Annotated in this window: 20 protein-coding genes; 13 read left to right on the top strand and 7 right to left on the bottom strand. The window is 52.6% G+C overall.

Annotated elements, in window-relative coordinates:
* The first annotated feature begins 50 nt into the window (after window positions 1-50).
* On the top strand, window positions 51-1382 hold the full coding sequence (locus MHH78_RS20345) for a serine hydrolase domain-containing protein (protein WP_341168607.1): 1332 nt from the start codon (window positions 51-53) through the stop codon (window positions 1380-1382).
* A 38-nt stretch (window positions 1383-1420) separates the two neighbouring features.
* Here the strand turns inward: MHH78_RS20345 and MHH78_RS20340 are convergent, their stop codons facing one another.
* Window positions 1421-2821: an MFS transporter gene (locus MHH78_RS20340; RefSeq protein WP_341168606.1), complete on the bottom strand. Its 1401-nt coding sequence runs from the start codon at window positions 2819-2821 to the stop codon at window positions 1421-1423.
* Between the two features lie 111 nt (window positions 2822-2932).
* Between MHH78_RS20340 and MHH78_RS20335 the strand changes: the two genes are divergently transcribed.
* Genes MHH78_RS20335 through MHH78_RS20325 form a run of 3 tightly spaced genes read left to right on the top strand, consistent with a single transcriptional unit; the run spans window position 2933 to window position 5154 of the window.
* Entirely contained in the window at window positions 2933-3805 is an 873-nt protein-coding gene (locus MHH78_RS20335) for a LysR family transcriptional regulator (protein ID WP_341168605.1), read from the top strand.
* Window positions 3806-3827: 22 nt separating this feature from the next.
* Window positions 3828-4514: a bacillithiol biosynthesis deacetylase BshB2 gene (gene bshB2, locus MHH78_RS20330; RefSeq protein WP_341168604.1), complete on the top strand. Its 687-nt coding sequence runs from the start codon at window positions 3828-3830 to the stop codon at window positions 4512-4514.
* A gap of 28 nt (window positions 4515-4542) precedes the next feature.
* Window positions 4543-5154, top strand: a complete 612-nt coding sequence (locus tag MHH78_RS20325) for a sugar O-acetyltransferase (RefSeq protein ID WP_339256690.1) — start codon at window positions 4543-4545, stop codon at window positions 5152-5154.
* Window positions 5155-5192: 38 nt separating this feature from the next.
* Here the strand turns inward: MHH78_RS20325 and MHH78_RS20320 are convergent, their stop codons facing one another.
* From MHH78_RS20320 to MHH78_RS20310, 3 genes are read right to left on the bottom strand one after another with little or no spacing between them, the layout of a single operon-like run.
* Window positions 5193-5891 carry a LutC/YkgG family protein gene (locus tag MHH78_RS20320; protein ID WP_341168603.1) on the bottom strand — a complete coding sequence of 233 codons (699 nt, stop codon included), beginning with the start codon at window positions 5889-5891 and terminating at the stop codon, window positions 5193-5195.
* Window positions 5888-7315, bottom strand: a complete 1428-nt coding sequence (locus tag MHH78_RS20315) for a LutB/LldF family L-lactate oxidation iron-sulfur protein (protein ID WP_341168602.1) — start codon at window positions 7313-7315, stop codon at window positions 5888-5890. The genes MHH78_RS20320 and MHH78_RS20315 overlap by 4 nt, the downstream gene beginning before the upstream one ends.
* The gene (locus MHH78_RS20310; RefSeq protein WP_445668057.1) at window positions 7312-8076 is read right to left on the bottom strand and encodes a (Fe-S)-binding protein; all 765 of its coding nucleotides are present in this window, start codon (window positions 8074-8076) and stop codon (window positions 7312-7314) included. The genes MHH78_RS20315 and MHH78_RS20310 overlap by 4 nt, the downstream gene beginning before the upstream one ends.
* Window positions 8077-8237: 161 nt before the next feature.
* Between MHH78_RS20310 and aldA the strand changes: the two genes are divergently transcribed.
* From aldA to MHH78_RS20265, 9 genes are all read left to right on the top strand, one after another.
* Entirely contained in the window at window positions 8238-9683 is a 1446-nt protein-coding gene (gene aldA, locus MHH78_RS20305) for an aldehyde dehydrogenase (protein ID WP_340953001.1), read from the top strand.
* A gap of 286 nt (window positions 9684-9969) precedes the next feature.
* Entirely contained in the window at window positions 9970-12615 is a 2646-nt protein-coding gene (locus tag MHH78_RS20300; RefSeq protein ID WP_341168600.1) for a glycoside hydrolase family 2 protein, read from the top strand.
* Window positions 12608-14716, top strand: a complete 2109-nt coding sequence (locus tag MHH78_RS20295) for a hypothetical protein (RefSeq protein ID WP_143803567.1) — start codon at window positions 12608-12610, stop codon at window positions 14714-14716. Before MHH78_RS20300 ends, MHH78_RS20295 begins: the two co-directional genes overlap by 8 nt.
* Window positions 14717-14807: 91 nt before the next feature.
* Window positions 14808-15740 carry an ABC transporter permease subunit gene (locus MHH78_RS20290; protein WP_083684482.1) on the top strand — a complete coding sequence of 311 codons (933 nt, stop codon included), beginning with the start codon at window positions 14808-14810 and terminating at the stop codon, window positions 15738-15740.
* Between the two features lie 5 nt (window positions 15741-15745).
* Window positions 15746-16630: a carbohydrate ABC transporter permease gene (locus tag MHH78_RS20285; protein ID WP_076075575.1), complete on the top strand. Its 885-nt coding sequence runs from the start codon at window positions 15746-15748 to the stop codon at window positions 16628-16630.
* Between the two features lie 139 nt (window positions 16631-16769).
* On the top strand, window positions 16770-18197 hold the full coding sequence (locus MHH78_RS20280; RefSeq protein ID WP_341168599.1) for an ABC transporter substrate-binding protein: 1428 nt from the start codon (window positions 16770-16772) through the stop codon (window positions 18195-18197).
* 80 nt (window positions 18198-18277) lie between these two features.
* The gene (locus MHH78_RS20275) at window positions 18278-20737 is read left to right on the top strand and encodes an alpha-L-rhamnosidase-related protein (protein ID WP_341168598.1); all 2460 of its coding nucleotides are present in this window, start codon (window positions 18278-18280) and stop codon (window positions 20735-20737) included.
* A gap of 51 nt (window positions 20738-20788) precedes the next feature.
* On the top strand, window positions 20789-21784 hold the full coding sequence (locus tag MHH78_RS20270; protein ID WP_076075570.1) for a hypothetical protein: 996 nt from the start codon (window positions 20789-20791) through the stop codon (window positions 21782-21784).
* A 384-nt stretch (window positions 21785-22168) separates the two neighbouring features.
* On the top strand, window positions 22169-23104 hold the full coding sequence (locus MHH78_RS20265) for a hypothetical protein (RefSeq protein WP_341168597.1): 936 nt from the start codon (window positions 22169-22171) through the stop codon (window positions 23102-23104).
* A 56-nt stretch (window positions 23105-23160) separates the two neighbouring features.
* On the opposite strand, the gene MHH78_RS33960 is transcribed toward MHH78_RS20265, so the two are convergent.
* The 3 genes from MHH78_RS33960 to MHH78_RS20250 all read right to left on the bottom strand — a co-directional run bounded on the left by MHH78_RS33960 (window position 23161) and on the right by MHH78_RS20250 (window position 26488).
* The gene (locus MHH78_RS33960) at window positions 23161-23412 is read right to left on the bottom strand and encodes a class I SAM-dependent methyltransferase (RefSeq protein WP_445668056.1); all 252 of its coding nucleotides are present in this window, start codon (window positions 23410-23412) and stop codon (window positions 23161-23163) included.
* A gap of 72 nt (window positions 23413-23484) precedes the next feature.
* Entirely contained in the window at window positions 23485-25224 is a 1740-nt protein-coding gene (locus MHH78_RS20255; protein WP_341168596.1) for a cache domain-containing sensor histidine kinase, read from the bottom strand.
* A gap of 19 nt (window positions 25225-25243) precedes the next feature.
* Entirely contained in the window at window positions 25244-26488 is a 1245-nt protein-coding gene (locus MHH78_RS20250) for a response regulator (RefSeq protein WP_341168595.1), read from the bottom strand.
* Window positions 26489-26507: the final 19 nt, after the last annotated feature.

Genomic DNA, 26507 nt, shown 5'->3' with positions numbered 1-26507 from the left:
TCCCCGGATGTTATATTGATCCAGTACATATAAGAACTGGGGGAACCAGAATGAATACATATCAGAGCAGAGTACAAGAGCTTCACACGATGCTGACCCGCTTTATAGAGAATGGACCGTTTACCGGATTGCAGGTGGGGATCGTTAGTGAGGACAAGATTCTTTTTACAGGAGAGTATGGCAGCGCTAATGTGTCTACAGGGGAGCCAGTGGTTAACAGCACTCTTTTTCACCAGGCATCCGTCTCCAAGACCTTCGTAGTTACGGCTGTGATGCAATTGGCAGAGCGTGGGCAGGTAGAGCTGGACTCACCTATAGTGTGCTATCTTCCATATTTCAAAATGAATGATGAACGCTATCATCAGATTACGGTCAGACAATTGTTGAATCACACCTCCGGGATGCCGGATGAGGAGGATTATGCCTGGGACCGGCCTGAATATGATGAAGAGAGTCTTGAGAGGTATGTCAGAGGAATCTGCCATCTCGGCCTGTTGAGTGATCCGGGTACTCATTTTGCATACAGTAATATCGCTTATGAAATTCTTGGAGATCTGATTGCCAAGGTTAGCGGCCTCAGCTTCGAGGAGTATATGCGGCAGCATCTTCTGGAGCCTGCTGGGATGAGCACGAGTTCTTTTCTGAAAATAGAGGTTGAACAGGTGCTGGCTGCGCCCCATGTGCTGAGGAACTCTGCAGGGTACGGGCCATACGTTAGTGAAGTGTTCCCTTACAATAGAGCGCATGCTCCCAGCTCCACACTGTATACCAATGCGCAGGAGATGTGCCAATATATGCTGATGCAGCTCGGTCAGGGCAAAGCTAAGGATAGATATAACGCCTTACAGCCCGGCAGTTATGATCAGATGTGGAACCCTACTATGGCTACAGGCTGGGGGCCGGAGCATGAAGCTGTGGGGCTGGGCTGGTTCCTGGGCCACTATAATGGCTCACGGATACTCTCGCATTCCGGCTGGGATACCGGATTCCTTAGTGAGCTTATTCTGCTGCCGGATGAGAATCTCGGCATCTCTGTAATGACCAACTGTGACCATGTGTGGCTGGGCAGTGTGACCCGTCCTATTCTGGATCTGCTGCTGGGCATGGAGGTACGCCAGCTTAAGCTGTCGATGGTACATCATCTTGCCAAGACTGTTGTCACGAGCGGCGCAGGTGAGGCCATTAACGAATACCAGCGTATCCGGCGCTTAGAGCAGGATAAGTATTATGAAGCGGATTTTGAATTTATGCGGATTGCTGATACCTTAAGTTATGGCGGTCACCGGGAGGGAGCAATACGCATTCTTACCTGCGCTGCTACAATATACCCGGACAGTGAAGCCGTTGCAGACAAGCTGCAGCAGCTTTTGGACGAAGCCTAGATTTTTCAGTGGGGTAAGACTCGTCTTCCAAGCGCTCCCTAGCGGTCATCAAGACTGTGATGGGAGTCTTTGGTCTTGCGGGAACGCCGCCGGGACATGAACAGCAGACACAGGGCAATCACGGTGAGGATCATTCCCAGCAGCCGGAATCCGCTGAAGCTGAACTGGTCGCCCATAATGATTCCGATGAGCAGGGAGGAGAGGATCGTCCCGAAATATCTGGAGGTGCTGAATAAGCCGGAGGTTACCCCGATGATCTCTTTTGGCGAGTGGTTGAACAAGGCGGCTTGCATGGCGACGTTGTTCAGTCCGTTGCTGATTCCGAAGGCAGCCAGGGCCAGGATGATGCTGATTACAGGCGATGCCGGATTCAGCATCACGATCCATAGCGACCCGATGGTCATGAGGATTGCCGAACCTGCCTGCGCGGGCCGGGGCCCTGAGGCATTGATCCATCTTCCGGCGATTGGAGAAACGGCGAGTGAGCATAGCCCCAGACTTAACATCAGAAGCCCGGTGTGGAATTCACTGACCTGACGAACGAGCTGCAAATAAGATGGAAGACCGAAGAAGACGGAATAAAATAATAGATTAACCAGCATGAATTCGACATTGACACGGATCAGCCCGGGATACCCGGCGAAGGTACGCAGAGGAATGAAGGGCATGGCTGTTCTTAACTCATGCCTTACGAAGACCGCAAGCAGGATGAACCCGGACAGGCCGATGATTACATTGAATAGGGTGACATGACCGGAGGACTTGGCCGACAGCATCTGTCCAAGTACAGCCACCAGCCCCACAGTGAACAGCAGGATTCCAGGCACATCCATCCGGCTCATCCATTGCCGCAAGGACGGCTTGGGTAATAAGGCTGCGGACGGCTTATCTTGCGGGATGGTTCTCCAGGCTAACAGGAAGCTGGCCATTACAAACGGCAGGTTGATGTAGAAGATGGAAGACCAGCCCCACACATGGATCAAGACCCCGCCGATGAACGGTCCTGCCGCTGCCGCTCCTGATGTAAACATCGACAGCACGGACAGAGCAGAGGCTTGCTTGTCTGTAATATTCACCCGGATGATAGCCATCCCTACAGCCACCACCATACTGGTTCCGATAGATTGGATAATCCGCAGAACAACGAGTCCCCCGAAGCCCGGAGACCAAGGGGCGAGCAGGGAGGCTGCGAAGACGATTACCAGTCCGGCCAGGAATATTCTCCTGCGGCCGAAGATATCGCTGGCTCTGCCCATGACAGGCTGGGCAACAGCGCTGCCAATATAGAACGAGAAAATGATCCAGGAAACCACAGTGAACTCAAGCCCGAACACATGCTGTAACCTGGGGATTGCCACAGCTACCATCGAAGAGTTAAGCGGGTTAAGCATGATTCCCAGCCCAACGGATATCATTAACCACCAGTTGCGTGCATTCATTGTTATTCCCCCTCAAGTGCTGTACAGTTATCGTACAGGATATGAGTTATTTACTCCAACGCATTTCATGTTATGATTTCATAGACTTGAGGGAATGAATGGAGGCGGGATATGGAGCTTCTTCAATTGCAGTATTTCATCGCGGTTGCCCGCCTGGAGCATATGACCGAGGCTGCACACAGGCTGCATGTTACCCAATCCTCACTGAGCAAGACCATTCAGCGGCTTGAGGAGGATCTCGGAGTTCCATTGTTCGACCGGAGCGGGAGGAAGCTGCGGTTGAACGAGCCGGGACGCAGATTTCTGCAGCGTGCAGAGAAGGCGCTGTTCGAATTGGAGCAGGGGAGGCAGGAGCTTAAGGACCTGTCCAGCCTGGAGTCCAGCAACCTTGAATTAGCGGTAAACACCGCGAGTACCTTGCCCGGTATTCTCCGGGAGTTTCGCCTCAAGCTGCCGGATATCCATTTTCACGTACAAATGCTGCCCATGCAGGAGATGATTCCCCTTCTTCAGAGGGGAGAAGTTGATTTCTGCTTGTCCTCTCCTCCGGTCAGAGGGGAAGAGCTGGAATGTCAGGTGGTCTGTAACGATCACATCTACCTTGCCGTTCCAGCCGCTCACCCTCTGGCGGAGCGCAAGAGCCTCGCCTTGATAGAGCTTAAGAATGAGTGGTTTGTGGGTGTCAAACAAGGTTACGGGATTCGAGATTTGGTGGATTCCGTCTGCCAGGCTTCAGGATTCCTGCCACGCTATGTGTATGAGGGAGACGAACCGGCCCGCTTGATTGACATGGTGGAAGCCGGAATCGGCTTAGCCTTCATCCCGGGTACGGCGAGGAATGCGCAGGATCATATCCGTCTGATTCCGCTGGAAGACGAGGGACTGGTCAGGGAAATCGCCTTGTTATGGCATAAGAACCGCTATATTTCACAGGCGGGCCTGATTTTCCGCGAGGTTGTTATCGAATATTTCGCTAAGCTATAATGTCACCGGGAGGAATGAACCTATGAACGACACACAGATTACAGAACACAAGCGCATACTGGTGGTGTTCCCGCATCCTGACGATGAGGCTTTTACAGCGGCTGGCACACTGGCGAAGTATATTGAGCAAGGCTCAGAAGTAACCTATGCCTGCCTGACGCTGGGCGAGATGGGCCGGAATATGGGGATTCCTCCATTCGCGAACCGGGTAACCTTGCCGGAGATCCGCCGGGAGGAGCTGCGTGCTTCCTGTCAAGCTATCGGGATACAGGACTTAAGAATGATGGGCTTCCACGATAAAATGATCGAGTTCGACGACCCGCGCCTGCTGGAGGATACGATGCTGTCCCTGCTTCGGGAGCTGACGCCGTCCCTAGTGATTACTTTCTATCCCGGCTACAGCGTGCATCCGGATCACGATGCTACCGGAGCAGCGGTTATCCGGGCAGTCCACCGCCTGCCTGCCGCTGATCGGCCGGTTGTCCACTGTTGCGCCTTCTCCATCGGCCATGAGGAGCATATCGGACTATCGGATGTGCATGTCGATGTCACCGCATACTTGGACAAGAAGATGGCTTCTATCCAGGCACACCGTTCGCAATTCCAGGCGGCGGAGCTTGTCGGCAATCAGGTGCTGACGGCGGAGGAGATTCAGCTCCGCTTCGGGCAGGAAGCCTTTTGGACCTACCCCATGAACACACAACACTAAGAGAAGGCAGGAATCACCTATGAATCTAATGAATCAAAAAGATAGAATGCTTGCAGGATTACCCTATAAAGCATGGCTGGACGGATTAACCGAAGAACGGACAGCCGCCAGGCTGCTGGTTCACCAGCTCAATTCACTTTCTCCAGACGCTCATGAGGAGAGAGACGGGCTGATCCGCAAGCTTTTCGGCAAGACGGGGGAGCTTGTGCATATTGAGACTCCTTTCCGCTGCGATTATGGATCGAATATCACTGTAGGGAATAATTTCTATGCCAATTTCAACTGTACGATTCTCGATGTAGGCAAGGTGGTCATCGGCGAGAATGTCATGTTCGCTCCGAATGTATCGCTTTACACAGCAGGACATCCTGTCCATCCCGATTCCCGGAATTCAGGCTATGAATACGGGATTGCCATCACCATCGGCAACAATGTGTGGATCGGCGGCAATGTCATTGTGAATCCGGGGGTAACCATCGGGAATAATGTAGTTATCGGAGCGGGGAGCGTAGTGACCAAGGATATCCCGGATAATGTGATCGCCGTAGGCAGCCCGTGCAGAATTGTCCGTGAGATCACGGAGGAAGACCGGAAATTCTATTACAAGGATAGAGAATTTGACGTCACGGACTACGTGTAGAATCGCTGCTATACCGTCCTTAAGGGACAGAATTCGTTCTAAATAAGCACATAAGTAGCCCTCAGCGGCCCATGCACCCCGACGACAAGCTTCATTTCGATATCGGCGGAATTGGAGGGACCGGAGATGAAGTTAATCGATGAACCCACCGGTTCCCCGTCCTGAATTCTCCAGTTAAGCGCTGCGGCGGCATCCGTGGAGCGGAGCACCAGCTTCTCACGTTCAACCACCGCAATATAATGGGCGGGCAGGAAATGGAGCGACCGGCCCTGATCGGGGCGGCTCTCCAGAACAACCGTTCCAGATTCCGCAAGTGCACAGTCGGCGAAGACTATGGCTGTATTCGCCGATTCAGCACGCCTGATATTCTCCGCCCGTCCCGCAGCTTCTTCCCATACGGCAGCATCCGGGAAAGCCAGTCCGTACTCCCTGAACCGGGGATCACCGGAAGTCATCACGTTCCCGCCGCCATTTGCCTCTATCAGATCATCTAACGTTCTCTGCAACAGCTCCCGTGTCGATTCAATTACCTGGGTGTGGATGAAGAAGCACTGTTCCTTAAGAATCTCCACCAGATCGTCCGTAGTAAGCGGGCCGTAGCTGTCAGGAATGAACTCCCGGATTGCAGGACGCTGAACCTCAGTCCTCCGTTCCCGGCCCAGCTTGGCGGCAATCGTATTCAGAAAAGCCTCCTTATTCGTGTTTCTGTTCGTGCTCGTGTTGGTGGTTGCTGTCATTGCTCTGCGCCTCCTTTCCGTTGCTCCAGCCATGCCCGGAAGCTGTCCTTCTGCTTGACGGGCTGCTTCAGGTCGCGGGAACGAATCCAGCCCTGAAGCAAGGCTGGTCCTCTTACAATACGGCCCTGCTTGCTCATCATCCGGCTTGCAGAGTGGGCGAACCGCAGGGTTTTGCCGAACAGGGCAGGGGAAGAGAGTAGCTTGGCGGCGGCCTTCATCTGGATCCGGTCGGCAGCGCCGGTCCTCTTCTGCTTCACAATATTCTGGCGGTGCATAATTAGCTGCTCATGCAGCGGGATTTTTACCGGACAGACATCTGTACACGCCCCGCACAGGCTGGAAGCATACGGCAGCTCCTTATAATCGTCATAACCGCCAAGCAGCGGGGTGATGACCGCCCCAATCGGCCCCGGATAGATCGATCCGTAAGCATGGCCGCCGATATGGCGGTAGACCGGACAGACATTCAGGCAGGCACCGCAGCGGATACACTGCAGCGCTTCATTGAATTCACTTCCGAGAATATCGGACCGCCCGTTATCGACGACTACCAGATGGAATTCCTCAGGGCCGTCTGTCTCACCGGCGGAGGAGGGTCCCATTACTGTGATATAGCTGGTTAGTTTCTGTCCGACGGCGCTGCGGCAGAGCAGATTATCCAGTACCTCCATCTCCTCCAGAGTCGGCACAATCCGCTCCATGCCCATTACCGCGATATGCGTCTTGGGAATGGCAGCCGTAAGATCGCCATTACCCTCATTGGTGACGAGATTAATCGCTCCGAGATTGGCTATGGCGAAGTTGCAGCCTGTAATTCCGACCTCCGCTTCCAGGAACTTCTGCCGCAGGACCGTGCGGGCAAATCCGGCCAGATTCTCCGGAGTTTCATCGCCTGTATATCCGAGCTTCTCCGCGAAGACGCGCCTGACCTGCTCCCGGTCTTTATGCAGAGCGGGGGCTACGATATGGGAGGGAGGGTCCCAGTCATCCATCTGCAGGATATATTCTCCAAGATCCGTCTCCGTCAGCTCACAGCCTGCTTCAAGCAGAACGCGGTTCAGCTCTATTTCTTCCGTGACCATGGATTTCGATTTGACGATCTTCGTGGCTTGTTTGCGCACAATAACATCCCGGATATAAGAGCTGGCTTCTTCTTTGGTCGCTGCAAAATAGATATGCCCGCCCTGTCGCTCAATATTTGCGGCAAGCTGCTCCAGATAATAATCCAGATTCTCCAGAGTGTGCTGGCGGATAAGCTGGCCTACATTCCGCCACTGCTCCCAGTCACCGAGCGCAGTGGCCGCAGACAGCCGTCTTGTCTTGAGACTGTCCTGCGCCGAACCCACGGCACTGCGCATGAAGGAATCCCCAAGGCCATCCGTCGTCCGTTCTTTGAAATTACGTGAATCCGTCTGCAGGCTCAAGTCCGGCTTCCCCCTTTGCTAACTACAGGCTGATGTTGATTCAATACCTCTGCAATATGCATGATCCTTACAGGCTCACCCTTACGTGACAGGCGTCCCCCGATATTCAGCAGACAGCCCATGTCTGCACTGATTAGAATATCCGCTCCCGTATCCATGACACAGCCGCATTTCTCATCCACCATCTGCTCCGAGATTTCAGGCATCTTCACCGCAAAGGTTCCACCGAACCCGCAGCAGTTATCGCTGTTCTTGAGCGGCTCAAGCTTCAGTCCCTTCACCTGCTCCAGCAGCTGGAAGGGGGTTTCCTTCTCTCCGAGAAGTCTGGTCATATGACAGGAACGATGGTAGGTTGCGGTGCCTTCGAGAGTTGCACCCACATCGGTCACCCCCAGTACTTTGACAATGAACTGGGTAAGTTCATAGGATTTTTCTTTTAGAGTAACCGCTTTCAATTCCCAATCGGGGTCACCGCTGAAGATCTTCGGATATTCATGAAACATAGCAATGCAGGAGCCGGAGGGACCTACAACATAATCCGAAGCCTCGAAGGCCAGCATCATGTTCTGCATAGCAAGCTTGGATTCTTGCAGATAACCGCTATTGTAAGTGGGCTGGCCGCAGCAGACCTGTGATGCGGGATAATCGATCTCGCAGCCAAGCCGCTCCAGGACCTCCACCATGGCAATCCCGACATTTGGGCTCATAAGGTCTACCAAACAAGTAGAAAAAATACTGATTCGCACTCCTACCCCTCCCATCAATGAAAACCTATATTCACAGCTTAACTCAACAAGTCAATGAAAAACAACACAAAAACAAATAAAAAATGTGAAACTTATTGACAATAAATATTGATAGCGTTTACACTATGATTGGGTAATTGGAAAAATGGAATAATCTACCTTGAGGGGGAGAAACAGTGACCAAGCATTTGATGTATATCGACGGCCAATTTACGGAATCCGAAGGCAAAGAGTGGATGGATGTTACCAATCCGGCAACCGATGAAGTGATCTCACAGGTTCCCAAGGCTACAAGGAATGATGTCATACGTGCCATTGATGCAGCAGAGCAGGCCCAGGCAGCGTGGGAAGAGACTCCGGCGGTAGAGCGCGGAAAGTATTTGCATGCGATTGCTGACGGTATTCGGGCAGAGGCGGACAGCATCGCCAGGCTGATCTCGGAGGAAGTCGGCAAGACCCTGGAATTATCCACCGTAGAGGTTCATTTCACTGCGGATTATTTGGACTATATGGCGGAATGGGCACGGCGTTATGAAGGGGAGATCGTGCAGAGCGACCGTGATAATGAGCATATTTTTGTATTCAAAAGAGCGATTGGCGTCACCACAGGCATTCTGCCCTGGAACTTCCCGTTCTTCCTGATCGCGAGAAAAATGGCCCCGGCGCTCATCACCGGCAACACGATTGTCGTGAAGCCCAGCGCGGAATCCCCGAACAATGCCATGGCGTTCAGCCGGATCGTGGATCAGTCCGGATTGCCTAAGGGGGTATTCAACCTTATTACTGGCAGAGGTGCGGAAGTGGGCAACGAGCTGTCCAGTAATGCCAAGGTAGGCATGGTTAGTCTTACAGGCAGCGTACCGGCAGGGCAGAAGGTTATGGAGGCGGCGGCTGAGAATATCATCAAGGTCAGCTTGGAGCTGGGCGGCAAAGCGCCTGCCATTGTCATGAAGGATGCCGATCTGGAGCTGGCTGTTCAGGCGATTGTGGCTTCCCGGGTCATTAATACAGGCCAGGTCTGTAACTGTGCGGAGCGTGTCTATGTCCATGAAGATATCAAGGAGGAGTTCACTACGCGGCTGGTTGAAGCGATGAAGGCCGTGAAGTACGGAGACCCGCTCAAGGACACCGACATCCAGATGGGACCGCTCATCAACAAGGCCGCGCAGGAATCGGTACAGCAGAAGGTGGACCGGGCTGTTCAAGAAGGGGCTAAGATTGCCCTGGGCGGTAAAAAGGTAGAAGGAACCGGCAGCTTCTTCGAGCCGACAGTGATCACAGACGCTACGAATGAGATGGAGATTGTGCAGGATGAGATTTTCGGTCCGGTTATTCCTGTCATCTCATTCTCAACCTTGGATGAGGCGATTGCACTCGCCAATGACAGTGAATTTGGCTTAACCTCATCGCTGTACACCCAGAATCTGAATGTCGCCATGAAAGTAATCAAGCGGCTGAAATACGGGGAGACGTACATCAACCGCGAGAATTTCGAAGCGATGCAGGGCTTCCATGCAGGCTGGAGAAAATCCGGCATCGGCGGCGCTGACGGCAAGCACGGCTTGAACGAATACCTCCAGACGCATGTCGTCTACTTGCAATATGATAAGTCGGTTAACTGAATGACCTCATAATGTAAGGATATAAGGATAAAAGAGAAATGCTCTCATGCAGTTTGGGGGCATTTTTTGCGTGTGAATATAAGAAGTTGTAGGTTCATCCGCAATTGAGCAGATTTACAAACGATTTCACAGATATGGGGGCCTTCGGATTCGGGAGCGCGGTGCTATCATTGGTAATGAAACGGCAGGAATTATGGATTGTAAGCGCATTAACGGGCTGGCGCCAGAGCCGTTCTTGGTTAGAGGCAGCGCCAAATTACCAGGGTCTGGGGGAACGGAAGAAGCGATGAGAGAAATTCTGTTGAACGAATTGAACTGGGAAGTCAAAGGATACTGGCCTTGGGTGCCGCTGAAGGGTACAAGCATGGAGCTAGGCCAGGAATTAATGGGGGTGACCGGCTGGATGCCGGCAACGGTGCCGGGGGGAGTTCATTATGATCTCTACAGACAGGGCTGGATTGCCAATCCCTATGAGGACTTGAACAGCTTGAGCTGCGAATGGGTAGAGAATCGCTGGTGGGTGTACCGTATGACCTTGAAACGACCGGAGTTGAAGGGGTCCCGAGTTGAGCTGGTCTTTCTGGGACTCGATTATGAAGCAGCGGTATACGCTGATCATATCCTGCTTGGAGAGCATAAGGGAATGTTTGATCCGGCTGTGTTCGATGTTACAGAGCTGCTATCCGTTCGGGAGAAGCTTGAGATCTCCGTGCTTCTGAAGCAGGCGCCCGATGAAATGGGGCAAATCGGCAAAACATCGGCCACCTTCACACAGAAGAGCCGTTTCAATTATAAGTGGGATTTCTCTACCCGGCTGGTTAACGTTGGAATCTGGGATGATGTGCTGCTAAGGATACATGAGGATTATTCGTGGGGCGAAATGTCCATCACAACCGATGCTGAGGTTGAAGAGGACGGCAGCACTCAGGTGGTTGGCAGTATTGAAATACAGGCAGCCGTCCCATCCACGGCTGGAGCAGAGCCTGCCCGGACACTGGCGGCGAATATCACCTGCTCTGATCCCGGAGGTAATCTGCTGCTGCTGCAGACGCATCCCGTCTGTGCTGGAGCGGTGCTCAAGACCACGCTGGATATTCCTGAACCTGAGCTATGGTATCCGAACGGTTACGGAGCGCAGCCGCTCTACAGTCTTGAACTGAAGCTGCTGGATGAAGCCGGGAAGGAGCTGGATACGCGGGTTATCAGAACCGGCATCCGCAAGCTTGACTATATCCGCAATGTTGACAGTCCTGACAATGCGCTGCCCTATACAGTGGTCATCAACGGCCGCAGGATCTACATGAAAGGGGTGAATATGACCCCGCTGGATCATCTCTACGGAAATGTAACTGCCGAACAGTATCAGCTTATGGTCCGTCTCATGAAGGCGGCTCATGTCAATCTTGTCCGGGTATGGGGCGGCGGGATCATTGAGAAGCAGGTCTTCTACGACCTATGCGATGCGAACGGCATTATGGTCTGGCAGGAATTCATCCAGTCGAGCTCGGGGATTGACAATATTCCTTCCAAGCAGCCGGAGTTCCTTGAGCTGCTGCACCAGTCCGCCCGCTCAGCACTCAAGGCGAAGCGTAATCATGTCGCCATGACGATATGGAGCGGCGGCAATGAATTAATGAGCGAGCCGAATAAGCCTTCGGACTTAAGCGATTCCAATCTGGCGATGCTGAAGGAACTCGTTGAGCAGTATGATCCGCAGCGGCTGTTCCTGCCAACCTCGGCTTCGGGTCCGGTGGAGTATATTACCGAGACTAAGGGCCAGGGGCATGATGTACACGGTCACTGGAAGTACATGGGCAACCCGTATCATTACGAGCTATATGGCAGCAACGATAATCTGCTGCACAGTGAATTTGGGGTGGACGGTCTGAGTTCACTCAAGAGTCTTGAGAAATTCCTGGGCGCAGCGCACCGCCAGCCGGTCTCCATGGAGAACAGTGCAGTCTGGAGGCATCACGGGGAGTGGTGGGATACGCTGAGCCGGGATGAAGAAATATTCGGAAGTCTGACAGACCTGGCACAATTCTCCGCCTGTAGCCAGTGGATTCAGGCGGAAGGAATCCGCTTCGTGCTGGAGGCCAACCGGCGGCGCAAGTTCCGGAACAGCGGAAGTATTGTCTGGCAGCTCAACGAACCCTGGCCGAACGTGTCCTGTACCAATGTGGTTGATTATTATGGTGAACCGAAGATGGCTTACCACTGGATGAAACAGGCCTTTCGTCCACTGCATGTATCACTGGACTACCGGAGTCTGCTGCTCGCACCCGGCACTGATTTCCAGGGAGATGTATACGTACATGGCTGGGAAGGGGAATCATGTGAAGCTGATGCGGAGGTCCTGAATGCGGCAGGCCGGAGCCTGCACCGGCAGCGCTTCATAACCCGAGGAGACAGAGACCGGGCAGTCTGCGCCGGGACCCTGAAGTTCACAGTACCTGAGCAGGAGGACCAGTTATATTTCGTCAGATTGTCCTTCATGAATCGTGAAGAAGAACCGCAGCAGAATGTATATGTATTCTCTACCGCCAGGGAGCATCTGTACGCACCAGCGTTAGCGCTTACAGGCGGCCATCTTCAGGTGCGCCAGGAGAATAAATGGCTGCCCGCTGTTACTGGAGAGCCGAATCTGCAAGCCTGCTTCATGGTAGCTAATACAGGCAGTGAAGCGTTGCTGCATGTACATGCGGAAGAGGAGGGGAACCGCTACTGGCTGGAAGCAGACGAGCAGTTCCTGACCTTGTTCCCGGGTGAGGCAAGAACGGTGACGATGACCTGTACGCCGAAACAGGCGGGAGGATTCCTGGCAGGGGAGAATCACAGCATCTCCGGTGACCTGCCGGTTATTCAGTTCAAATCGTTCCTGGCTGTCCAGGGCACAAGCAAACCGGACGGGGGGCAGGAGAATTGTGAGTAAAACATTGTGTTTTGTACCAGGGCCATTCGTACCGCTAAGCCGGTACCTTCAAGCCAGGGGGCATGAGCCCGTTACCGTTCCGGTAAGCCGGGCAGTGGCGGACTATCTAAGACGGCATCGCTCCATTCTAAAGCTGGCCTGTCAGCGCAGCGGCGAGGTGACCTACCTTAATGCACGGTGGTCCACACTTTATGAAGATACCGTTGAAGTTGAAGCTGAATCAGCAGCAGGGAACAGCAATACAGCGGAAGGCGTGTTCGTACTTGTCAGCCCGCTGCTTACCAATATGCTCCCGGTAGTATCGCACTGGGATAACGATTCAGCAGAGGGCGGAGGCAGGTTCCGCTATGGAGGAACAGACGGCATTGGAACGCTGCGCATGGACGAAGCGGGCGAGCAGGTTATTTCCGAGCATGTAAAGCTCTATAACAGCGACGCCGACAGCCCCTATGTATATAACACTGAAGATTATGAGCTGTTTGGGGATGGAGAAGCGGAGAAAACACTGAAAAATCCGCAATTTGAGCATTACATCGGGGACCGTTACAGTCTCTATGCCGTCGATGATTTGGTGGCTGTATCCTTGAGTGACCGTATGCTCAAGACCTTCGGATATCCTGTGGTCTTCATTAATGAATCCAGGGAAGAAGGGGCGCTGGTATATGATGCACCTGTGTTTCAGCTGATCAGCAACAGGCTGCTGGTTTCGGAGAACCGGTATAGCCTGGCTACCTATATTCTCCCGCCTTATTGGAATCCGGCGAACGCCAAGAGGTATCCGCTGCTGTTCAATGGTTATTACGACGCTAATGAGAACACCTTCAGTACCGTGGGACCTTCATTTGTGGAGATCATAGGCAAGACGTTGGCCGGCACGGGACAAGGCGTGGTTGGCATTCTCTGGAACGGCGGAGGCTGCATCGGAAGCCGCTCCCTGCAAGGCTCAATCTATGGAGGGATCGGGGCGGCAATTGCCAGCGCCCAGGACCTCTATGGCGGTGATGCAGACCAGGTAGTGGCTGTAGGAGGTTCGCGCGGCGGATTGACTGCGCTGCTGGCCGGAGGCAACCCGCACCGGCTGCCTTACCGGGTACGATACACACTGTGCTATGCACCGCCGCTCATCCTAAACGGACTTATCCGTGAGTATGCGGAAGGCGCCTGTCCGCTGATCTGGCATGTAGCAGAGGTGGACACCGGTTACCGTGATATTTGGAAGCAAAACTGGCGGCATCCGGTGACAGGAAGCACAGCAATTGAGACTCTTCTGTGGACACTTACAGGTGAAAGTGACTCCGGCCTTCTGAAGGAAACTGCCGGACTCGAATCCGGGTTCTTCCTGCAAGGGCTGAAGGCGGGCGGTACGAAGCTGCTGATCAATCACGGTACACATGATGCCTTCACTCTAAGCCGGTTCAGCTTTGCTTTTGCAGCACGGGTCCGCAGCTATGGCATTCCGCTGCGTCATGAGATTGGCTACCGTTACGGCCATAACAACTGTACGGATCTTTACGAACAGGCAGCCCTATGCCTGAAGGCTCTGCTGCAGGATCAGGAGCTTGACTTCACCGGGACGGTGCATTACCGCAGACGCAGTCCGGCTGCAGGAGAATGGGAACAGGCTGAACGGTTTAGCCCGGCCCATCAGCCGGTTTTTCTGGAGGCGCCTAAGTTAGTACCCGCAGGCAGACCGGTAGCTTGGACACTGTATGGAGAGCAAGGCATGGAATACCGGCTGGAGCTGGAGAGCCTGGACCAGCAGGCATGGGAACAGAACAAGCAGGTGATCCGTAACAAGCGCATCACTCTTGCGACCGGGAGATTGCCGGACAAGCGGCATCCCCTTGAAGTCTGCTCATGGCAGGAGGGGATAAGCCCATCCACTGACGCGTTAAGTGCAGGTTATTATCTGTACGGGCTGTCCTACAGGCTGAGGGGCGAACTGAACTGGACCGAGGTCTCGCCTTCCCGGGTGCCACAGCCGGGTGTAGAGCCGCAGTCAGTTCTCCGCATTCTGGAGGAGCAGCCCAATCCGGCAAGCGAGGCCTTCCGCGCGGAAGCGGCTGTGCTGTGCATCAGCTCCGGGCTGTCTGAAGCCTGAGCAGGCAGCTTAACCGGTACAGAAGGTATACCAACTATACAACGCCTGACCGGAGTGAATTACGGTTCCGGGAGGAAGGAAGGACAGGAGCATGATTGGAAGAATCACTGAACCACAGCCTTTATTGGCTAAGAAGAAGAACGGGAATCCTCTGCGGCGACTGCTCAGAGATTGGTCCTCCTGGATATTAATAGTGCCAACGGTGTTAGTCTTTTTCTTTTTTTCCTGGCAACCGCTCGTCAAGGGGATTGTGCTCTCTTTCTTCAACACCGAGGGTTATAATGCTGTAAGCTTTGCCGGACTGCAGAACTACAAGGATGTCATTCAGAATTCGGCATTTCAGCAGACACTGGTCAATTCATTTATGTATGTGATCTGGTCGCTGCTGATCGGCTTTGCCGTACCGATTGTAGTCGCTGTTGTGATTAATGAACTCCGACACGGGAAGTCCTTTTTCCGCTTCTCCGTCTTTTTTCCCAGTATGGTTCCCGGTATTGCGGCTTCCATGTTATGGATGTTCCTGTTTGAGCCCGGGCAGGGCGGTTTGCTGAACAGTATGCTGAGTGCCTTGGGCTTCCCGGTACAGCAATGGCTTCAGGACCCGAAGATGACCATAATGCTGATTATATTCACGATCACCTGGCGGAATTTCGGAGGGACGGTGCTGCTCTATCTGGCAAGCCTTCAGAGTATCAATCATGATCTGTATGAAGCAGCTTCGATCGACGGTGCCAATGTATGGCGGCGCTTCAGAAGCATTACCCTTCCGCAAATTTCCAGCATGATCGGACTGATGATGATTCTGCAGATCAGCGGGGTATTTCAGATCTTCAACGAACCGCTGGTCATGACCGAGGGCGGACCGAATAATGCTTCCATGACGCTGATGCTGCAAAGCTACTATTATGCATTCCGCAGTTTCGAGGCAGGCCATTCCATGGCGCTGGGGGTTATTACTTTTCTTGTCCTGATGGTGCTTACCGTTATTTATTTCAGGCTGGATAAGAAATTGAACAGGGAGTAGAAGCCATGAAAACCAATGAAGCTTACGGCATTATCGGCAATATTGAATACAGATCACCCTGGGTGCGCCTGCTGTACTGGAGCTTGTTCCTTCTGATGATTGCGCTCGCCGCCGTCTGTATCCTGCCTCCCGTCTGGATTATGGTCTCAAGCCTGAAGGACATTAAGGAGTTCTATGCGATTCCGCCTACCTTGATTCCCCGCACCTTTGATCTCAGCAAGCTGTGGGAGACCTGGCAGGAGTTCAATTTTCTCAGTTACTATCTGAATACCGCTTACCTGGCTGCCGGTTCTGTACTGTTCTGTCTTACCTTTAACGGGCTGGCCGGGTATTTCTTCTCCAAGCTGAAGCCGCGCGGGAGCGCGCTGCTGTTCGTTCTGATTGTATGGACGATGATGGTTCCGAATACGGTGGGAATGGTGCCGCTGTTCAAGAACCTGATTGATTTCCCGCTGCTGCATGTGAATCTGACCAATACCTTCTGGCCGATGTGGTTCATGGCTGCCGTGAATCCGGTGGTGATACTGATCTTCAAGAACTTCTTCGACTCGATTCCCCAGGCACTGCTGGAAGCGGCCAAGATAGACGGGGCGAGCACCATCGGCATCTTTATCCGGGTGATCCTTCCGCTCAGCGGCCCGGTCATGGCTACGATTACGATCCTTACAATGAATAGTGTATGGCAGGATTTCTTTTGGCCCTTCATGGTACTGAAGGATAAATCGACCTGGTCGGTCATTGTGGCCATCTATAATTTGAAAGCGACATTACCGCAGGACATTCAGTTTATTGCCCTGACGTTTGCCATCCTGCCGCCGATTCTGCTGTTTATTTTTTTCCAAAGGTACATTATGAATGGGCAAGCCTTCGGCGGCAGCATCAAAGGTTAATGTCACCCGATCACAAACCATTTCACAGTTTTGCCCCGTAGGGCGCTCTAAAGGGCGCATGGTAAGATGATTTCAGAATTAAAGAAAGCGCTTTACAAAATGCAGAATTGCTATAAGAATAATTCTAGGGGGAATTACATTGAGAATGGCACACACCAAGAAACTAACCGCAACACTGGCGCTCACACTGCTGCTTACTGCCGGACTGGCCGGCTGCGGCGGCTCCAATGAAGGGAAAACAGGCGGGAGCGGAAATGCAGCAGCCGGCAAACAGGTTACGATTAAGGTCAGTAACTGGCCGAAGCCGAATGAGGAAGCCAAGATCGCCCAGTATGAACAGCTCATGGCGAAGATGAAAACTAATTATCCGAACATTACAGTGGACAAGGATGAATGGGGCTACGACGTCAGCTCGTTCCTGCCCAAAGCTGCGAGCGGGCAGCTTCCAACGGTATATGAGACCTTTTTCACCGAGACAAGCAAAATCATCAAAGCTAATTACGCAGCGGATATCACGGACATGATGAAGAAGTATGGATATGACAAGGCCATTAACCCGGATCTTCTAAAAATGGTGACCAAGGACGGCAAGTATTACGGGATTCCGAAGGACGGCTATGTCATCGGCATGCTCTACAATGTGAATCTCTTCAAGGAAGCGGGCCTTCTGGATGACAAGGGGATTCCGAAGTTCCCCAAGACGTATGAGGAGCTGGCGGAAACGGCGCAGATCATCAAGCAAAAGACCGGCAAAGCCGGAATGTTCCTGCCGACGAAGAGCGGCCAGGGCGGCTGGATGTTCATGAACATTGCCTGGGCTTACGGTGCGGAATTCGAGAAGCAGGTTGACGGCAAATGGCAGGCGGTATTCAATTCTCCTGAGGCTGCTGCGGCGCTGCAATATGTGAAGGATCTGAAGTGGAAATACAATGTGCTGCCCGATAACAATCTGGTGGATGTCACCAATGACATGTTCCGTATGCTCGGAACCGATCAGGTTGCGATGAGCTTCGGCACCAACGACTGGCCTCCGGTTATCCAGCAGCAGACCAAGATGTCCAAGGACAATATTGCCATGTCAGCACTTCCTGTAGGTCCGATCGGAGAACCTGTTACCCTGCTGGGGGGCGGCCTGTATATGTTCTCGCCGAATGTAACCCCGGAGCAGATTGATGCCGGCTTCAAATGGCTGAAGACCTATGGGTTCACACCCGAATCCTCAGAGGAAGCTCTGACCGGCTGGGATATCGAGAAGAAGACACTCAGCGATCAGGGGCTGATCATCGGCCCTTACGGGCTGCGGATCTGGACCGATGAGAAGCGTATTGGAGAGGAACAGAAAATTCTCGACAAATACAACAACGTGAATCTGGACATGTTCCGTGATTATATGGACAACGGCAGTAAGGGGATGCGGGCGGAGGAGCCCATCAATGCCCAGGAATTGTATCAGAAGCTGGATGTCGTGCTGCAATCTGTGCTAACCGACAAGAATGCAGATCCGCAGAAGATCCTGGATAAGGCGGCGGAAGAATTCCAGCGGGATTATCTCGATAAAGTCAAATAAAAAAACAGTCAAGCACCGGCGCCGTCCTTCTGAAGGGCGGCGATGCCGTTTATATGAAGGTGAAGGGAGATACGGATAACATGGCGGCAAAAGATTGGGGAGACTGGAGCGCCCGCTGGATCTGGCTGCAGGAAGAGCAAGAAACTACGGACAGGGAAGCGCGGCATGAGCGGGTATATTTCCGCAGGGTGTTTGAGCTGCCAGCCGGTACCGGAAAGGCTTACAGTCTGAATGTGGCCATTACCGGAGACAGCCGCTACAGGCTGTTCGTCAATGGCCAGCGCCAATGGGCGGGGCCTTGCAAGGGGCATGAACATGTACAATATTATGAGGAATTCAGCCTGGAGGGTATCCTGCAGCCGGGGATCAATGTAATTGCTGTTACAGTGGTTCATTATGCCGGGACCGCTCCCTTTGAAATGGGGGAAGACGGTCCTTTATCCGTATGGCGTTCGGAGCAAGGCGGTTTGCTAGTAGAAGCGGAGATTACAGCGGACGGGCAGCTTGTGCAGGAACTGCCTACGGATACTTCCTGGAAAGCTATCCGGGATCTCAGCTACCGGCTCCGCCCGTTCCCGATGATGCGCTGGATGGGCGGATTGGAAGAGGCCGCCGGGGACAGGGCACTCCGGGACTGGACGCTGCCGGAATATGATGACAGTGCCTGGAGTGCTGCCCGGATAGTGCAGCCGGTAAGGGATGACTATGGTCAACTGACCCCCTGGCAGCTGGAACGGCGTCCGGTTCCGCTGCTGTATGAGCAAGAACAATGCTTCCGGAAGCTGATGCGCAGCAGCTGCGGGGAGGGAGAGGCCCTCTTCACGGCCGGGCATCGTCTGGAGCTGCGCGATGGAGTCAGCAGCACTGCCCCTTCTATTGAAGGGCCTCCTGCTGAAGGTGTACTTGTCCAGGCGGGACAGCAGCTCTGGCTGGAGCTGGATGCAGGCGAGCTGACCACAGGTTATCTGCAGCTTAAGCTTCAGGGCGGAGGAGGCAGTCTCATTACACTCCAATACGCCGAATGCTATGAAGAAGAGACAGGGGATGAGGAAGTCCGCCGCAAAGCCGTCCGCGATGAGATGAGGGAGCAGGTATTGCGGGGTGGTTACGACAGCTACCGGCCAGCTGGTTACGGTACAGAAGACCAGCCCGAAGGGTATGAGCCATTCTGGTTCCGTACCTTCCGTTATATGCGGCTGGAGGTTCATGCCGGAACCGAACCGCTGAGGATAACCGGAATCAGCTACAGGGAGACCGGATATCCGCTCCAGCTGCAAGGAAGCTTTCACTGCTCGGATGAACGTTATAACCGTCTCTGGGAGCTGAGTGTGCGGACGCTCAAACGCTGTATGCATGAGACCTATGAGGACACTCCCTATTATGAACAGCTGCAATACACAATGGATACCAGGCTGATGATGGAATTTACGTACCTGCTGTCAGGAGACGACAGGCTGGCCCGCAGGGCCATGAAGGACTACAGAGCTTCACAGCTGCCAAACGGGATGCTGCAAAGCCGCTATCCCTCAGTGCTGCCGCAGGTCATTCCGTCCTTCTCCCTGTACTGGATCGGAATGATTCATGACCACTACAGGGTCTTCAGGGATCTGACGCTGGTGAAGCATTACCGGACGGCCATGCTGTCCGTGCTGGACTGGTTCGATCAGCGCTTGACGCCGGAAGGACTGGTTGATCGGACTCCGCGCCAGTACTGGAATTATTACGACTGGGTAGAAGAATGGCCGCTTGGCGCTCCGGATTGCACGAATGAGGCACCTGCCACTCTGATGAGTCTAATGTATGCTTTTTCACTGGGACAAGCGGCCGAGCTGCTGGAAGCGAGCGGCTGGACACAGATTGCCGCAGAACTGCGCCAGCGCAAGGCCGCAGTCAACGCTGCGGTATTGGATAACTGCCGCCAAGCGGACGGTCCGTTCTTCCGCGACAGCCCGGAAGCAGGACCAAAGGTGCAGCTCAGCCAGCACACGCAGGTCTGGGCAGTACTGGCTGGCACTGTGTCTGCTGCGGAGGGAGGGGCTCTGCTGCAAACGGTATTGACCGATACGCCGATGTCCAAGCTCTCGCTGCCGATGAGCCATTATCTGTTCCGTGCGCTGGAGCTTAGCGGAATGTATGACCGGTCTTTCGGGCTATGGGCACGCTGGATGAAGCAGCTGGAGCTGGGTCTGACCACACTTCCCGAGATCGACTCTGCGGACACCAGAAGCGACTGTCATGCCTGGAGCGCACTGCCGATTACTGAATTCACCAGAGGGATATTGGGGGTCCGTCAGGAAATAGATGGCATCATTTTGCAGCCTCATTGCGGCGATCTACAGTACGCCAGCGGAGCCGTAAGCACAGAACAGGGGCTTATAACTGTGAGCTGGGAGATTACTACCGAGGAAGGAATCGAAGTGTTTCACATGGAAGCAGTCTGGACACCCGGCTCAGCCATTACTGTTATTCTGCCCAATGGAGAGGTTCAGAAGAGTGACATCGGCCGGATAGAGATCGACATTAGGGGCTTTAACTGCTAGTCTTATTTCAGCTTGATCTATTCTAACACCGGAAGGGGATGGGGAAGCCTTATGTTCAGATCGTTCGGCCGCAACATCCGCCTGGTCCTGGTGTTGTTCATTACGGTCTATATCTCTGCTTCGAGCTTCATTCTGTACCGCAATATGGAGCACAGGAGCATGGATATGCTCAGGCAGCTGTCTGTCCAGTACACCGGCCAGCAGCATAAGAATACACTGCTGTTCATGAACTGGCTGGAAGAGACCTCCAAGCTGATCTCCAATAATCAGGTGGTGCAGCAAGCGCTGAAGAAACCAGCGTATGACGGGGCAATTTCCCCCATACTGGAAGGGATACGTTCTTCCAGCAGTGATATACTCGGCATTTACATTTGGGGTGAAGCAGGCGTGGCTTATTCTTCCAGCAATGTGTCGGGGCTGCTCCCGTTCCCCGAGATCAAGAAGGACCCGGGAATGCAGCAATTCCTGGGAGATCATGAGCAGACCTTACGCTGGACAGTCCTGAACCGCGAACAACTGATGAATGCGCCTACAGATCTGCGTGACCGTCTGCTGCTTGAAGTGAAAATTCAGGAAACGGGAGGACGGGTCCTCGGTCTGCTCTCCCTTGAAGTGGAGATTGGCAAGCTGTACAGCTTCTACCTGTCAGACAAGAATTCGATCTACGGGGAGAATGAGGTCTACCTGCTGAAGGAGGACGGGAAGCTGCTGATGGCAGCGGACATGCCTCCGGTGCGCCTGCAGGAAATCGGAGCAGCGCTGGCTACACCGGGAAAGAGCAGCCTGAACGAAACGGACTTCATGGTGCGCGAAACAGCCGGTGGCCTAATTCTGCTCTACCCGCTGCCCGATTCGGCTGATCAGATTGTCACCTATATCTCTGCGGACGGCATGAAGGCAGAGCTCCAGGCGTTCAAATATATAATGCTGGCATTGAACATCGCAGTATTCATATTGTTCTGGCTGCTGATCTCTATGCTGAGCAACAGTATTGTGAATCCGTTGAACCAGCTGTACCTGAAGATCAATTCAACGATGAAGGAGTAGGCAACACAAAAGAAATTCAGCTTCGATCCAAGCACATGCAGTACGGTGAACCGTAACGCAAGTAGGGGCGAGTTTTTTGCTGACTTTTTCGTGCAGAAATTGCAAGGTATTCATTTTTTATTTCCGATAAAATTACCTTGAAGGGAGGGAATACGATGGATTGGTTGGACTAGGATGAATAGTGCCATGGAATATATCGAAACAAATCTAGTGGACACTAATTCATTTGATGATAGTGATATCAGAACTTCCATTTTTCGAAACGCAAATTTGCTTACTTGCTTTGGCGAATAAGCTTATTGCGTTTTTTCATCTTCCTCCATGTTTTCACGCGGTAAATGAAATGTAATTATTGTCTGCCAATTGAGGAAGGAGGATAAATTCATGTTTACCTATATAGGAAATGGTGCGTATTGTTATTCCAATTCCACTTCCATGCTTCTTGACACTGTCGGGGAAAGAATACCCGCGGAATCTATTGAAGTCTTGTCTGGCGTTGGACTTGGAGCGCTCTGGTTCAAAGAGGACAACATGGTATTCTTTTCGAACGGAGTTCCACATATCGGAGTAAGCAAGGCACTGGATATACTGGGATTCACCATTACCGAACATTCAAGCATAGATAGTTCAAATATTGAAGGAATACTTACAACTGCAATCAAACAACATCCAGTATTGCTAGGACCGTTGGATATGGGTTATTTAAGATATATGCCTAATCATAGTTATCTACATGGCTGCGATCATTATGTGCTGGCTTTTGGGATAGAGAATGGAGTGGTTAGACTCCATGACCCTGCAGGATATCCTTATGCAATGCTTCCAATGGAAGACTTGATAAAAGCAAGTAAAACAAGTCATCTTCAATACCGATTGTATCCACATGATATGACCTATCATTACTGGTGTGCCCCCAAACGAGTTAAGCACCCGAATCATCAGGAAATATGCGATGAGGCTATCCGGTATTTCAGACAAGTTTATAACGATATAGAAGGACAATACTCGGAACGTAACTGGTTAATAGGAAGTGATGCCATAGCAGAGTTAAAGAGATATATTCTGGGTGGCGATATTAACCCTAGTTTGCTGGGTCATTTGACACATTTTGCGTTTCAGGTAGGGGCAAGACGTGCATTGAACTTTAGCGAATTCTTCCGAGGTGAGAATGGTGGTTTAGCCGAAATTAAGCTGTTGCAGTCAGAAGTGTATGGCAGGTGCCACTCGCTGGCGGTAAACAGTGATTGGCTTATGATAGGTGAAGCTTTAAGTCATTTAGCAGAGCTAGAAATTAAGTTTCAAGAAGCTATATTCATGTAATGTTCGGCGGTCTTGATGCAATTGTGCAATCTACAAAGGTAGTTTGAAAATATCTTTTAAAAAAGAGCCATCCTTTGCGGGATGGCTCTTAAACCTTTATCCTCTAATAAATCAATGAGCTTGGGGAATTGAATATAATCCTCATTACCTTCATGGACTGTGCTAACTTCCCCGTCAATCATCAAATCCGCGATGCAGATCCGTCCGTGTGGTTTCAATACCCTGCGCATCTCCTGAATAGCGAGCAGCATTCGGTCACTCGTCAGATGATGCAGGGCAAAACTCAAAACAATAAAATCACTGAGCAAGTAGCAGTGCGCTCTAAGCGTATCGTTAAAGACATCTGATTTCGTATCCCGCTTAAACGCACTGCCCTGATATCATTTAGACAATTCCTTCTTCAAGCGGATGGTCACGGTGGTGCCTTGCCCGGGAGTGCTGGAGATGCTGAGTCCGTATTGGGGACCATATTCCAGCTTAATCCGTTCGTCCACATTACGCAGACCGTATCCGCTCTGAAACAGCACATCCTCTTTGGCCTGGCTGAGTGTGGCCCCATTTGCGAATCCGACGCCGTCATCGGTCACCGTGAACCGGATCTCTTCCCCCAGGAGCTCGCCCTTAATCCAGATCCGGCCTGCGCCGCGCTTCTCGCTGATGCCATGTTTGATCGCATTCTCGGCAATAGGCTGGAGAATCAGCTTCAATATGCGGACACCTTGCAGAGATTCATCCATCTCATATTCAACTCCGAACTTATCCGGGAACCGCATTTGTTCGACCGTCACGAAGCTCTGCACCAGACGGATTTCCTCTTCGACCGTGACGAACTTGTCCCCTTTATGAAGGCTGATCCGAAAAAAGGTAGCCAGGGAGGAAATCAGCCGTTCAATGTCCGGCTGCTTCTTCAGCCGGGCAATCCAGGCAATCGCATCCAAGGTGTTGTATAGAAAATGGGGATTAATCTGCGACTGAAGCGCAGTTAGTTCGGCCTTGCGCTGCTTTTCCTTCTCCTCATCCTTCTCCAGCATCAATTGACTGATCCGCTCCACCATTTGGTAATAGCTGTTCTCCAGTTGGCTAATCTCATCGACTTGTCCCCGCGGGTCATAGACAGCGGCCAGATCTTTTTTGCCGAAGAGCCCCAGCTTCTTCTTCAAATTCAGCAGCGGGCGGGTAATCTGCGCTGCCAGATAGAAGGACAGCAGGAGGAGCACAATGAAGGTTACGCTGGCGAACAGGAGCGCATTGCGGTTGCCCTTGACGATTCCCCCAAACAGCTTGTGGCTGGAGATCACGCTGGTGAATTCCCAGCTGACCCCAAGGCTCGCCAGCCGGGGATTCAGCGGATAGGTCGCAATGATATAAGTGTTGCCATTCTCCGACCAGGTGCGGTAGCCTTCTTCCTTACCCGGACGAAGCGGGGCGCTCTCCTCCAGATAATTGCCCAGCAGCCGTTTGTCCGGATGGGAAACAATCCGGTTGCCGGACGTCAGGAAGGAGTAGCCGATGCCTGTGAAGCTGGAGGAATACAGCGCCGCCAAGGCCGACTCTCTGACATAAATAATCACGACACCGATATTCTGCCCCGTATTGAAGTTGCGGAACTGCTGTCCGAAGGGAATGTAGGCATTGCCTTCGCCATCGCGTTTGATCTCACCGACCACAGGCATGCTGCTCTCCTGAATACGCTTGATGAACAAGGCCTCGGGTACCTCCAGCATCTGCTGCTTGGTCTGGTAAGAATAGAGCACATTGTCATTGGTATGGATGATAACATTGCCTGCCAGGTCATTATCGGCCAGCATATCGTCAATAATGGTTCCAATCCGCAATTCCTTGTCTGCCGCCGGGAGGTGGTCATTATTGATGATCTGATAGATATCGCTGTTCACCAGAAACCGCAGGAACAGCATCTGGATGTCATCGGCCATCAGCTCCACACTCAGTCCAATCTGGCGCTGCGTCTGAACGACATGGCGGTACAAATCTTTTTGCAGATAGGTATAGGAGTAGAAATTGAAAATAACCAGCATCAGCACCAGATGCAGAGACAAGCCCGCTAACAGAACAATCACAATCCGGCCCTTGATCTTGAACCGCCGCAGCCGGGAGTTCATCCATTTCTCCAAATTCGGCTTAACCATAGGTTTTCGCATATTCACTTGGCGGGATACCGGTCATTTTTTTGAAGATCTGGCTGAAATACTTGGAATCGGTAAAGCCGACCTGATTGCCTACCTCATAGACCCGGTACATCGGATTACGCAGCATACGCTTGGCTTCCTCGATGCGGTATTCCGTCAGACACTCGTAGAAGGTCTTATTCAGATCCTTGCGGAACAGATGCATCAGATGGGTCGGACTCACGAATACCGCCGTAGCAACTCTCTCAACAGTAATATTCCCGGCATAATGCTCCCGGATAAAAGCGAGCGCTTCCCTGATTTCACGCCGGCAGCGCATTCCGGCCTCTTCCTCGGCATACAGCACGCGTTCAACACCAGTTAAGGCCCGCTGTGCGGCAAGAACAGCCTGCCGGTACGAGTCTGAGATCCTGTGCCAATCTCCTTCAGGCTTGCCAATACCTATACTGAGCGGCTGCCCGAAGTGCTGCTGGCTCCATTCGGACAGTTGTTTGCCCAAGCTGCGGGCAGAATCACCGGCAGTGTTGATATCTCTGGTCCTGAGTACCATAACCCACTCCAGATGGCTGTCCCGGAAGAGGCAGAGCTGCTCCAGAGAATGCGCTTCCACGAAGTCCGCTGCGGCATCCTCCAATGCTCCCTTTGCGTCGGCCGTCCGCTCCACGCCACTGTCGGGAGGGAAGGCGAGAGATAGAGGCATGACAGCTTCTCCATGTGCGAGCTCCAGGTTCAACAGCTTCAGCTTACCGGCGACGAATGCCTCATCCTGCAATTGGCCGTGCAGCAGATCCTGCCAGAATTGTTTGGAGATCGAAGCGATTTCCCCGTTCAGCTGGGAGTACCGCTTGGAATGCAGCTTCTTCTCCAGAATTTCTGTGCCGACACAGCGTACCGTATCTGCGAGTTCTTCTATATTAATGGGCTTCAGTAAATAGGTGGAAGCGCCATAACGCAGAGCTGCCTGCGCATATTGAAATTCATCATAGCCGCTAAGGACGACAATGCCCACCAGCATGTCCTGTTCGCGGATTTGCTCTATAAGCTCCAGACCATTCATGAACGGCATGCGAATATCGGTAATAATCACATCCGGGCGGTGTTGGAGGGCAAGCTCCAGGCCTTCTTCGCCATTGCTGGCCTCTCCAATGATCTCAACGCCATATTCTGCCCAATCTATAGTTTGTGTGATGCCCATACGTACCAGGTATTCGTCATCGACTACAAGCGCTTTCAACATTAGCTTCACCCCGTAGTAG

The sequence above is a fragment of the Paenibacillus sp. FSL H3-0333 genome (assembly GCF_038002805.1).
Lineage (GTDB): Bacteria > Bacillota > Bacilli > Paenibacillales > Paenibacillaceae > Paenibacillus_AQ > Paenibacillus_AQ silagei.
The sequence above is the reverse complement of the archived record's forward strand: the minus strand, read 5'-3'. Positions and strand labels throughout refer to the sequence as shown.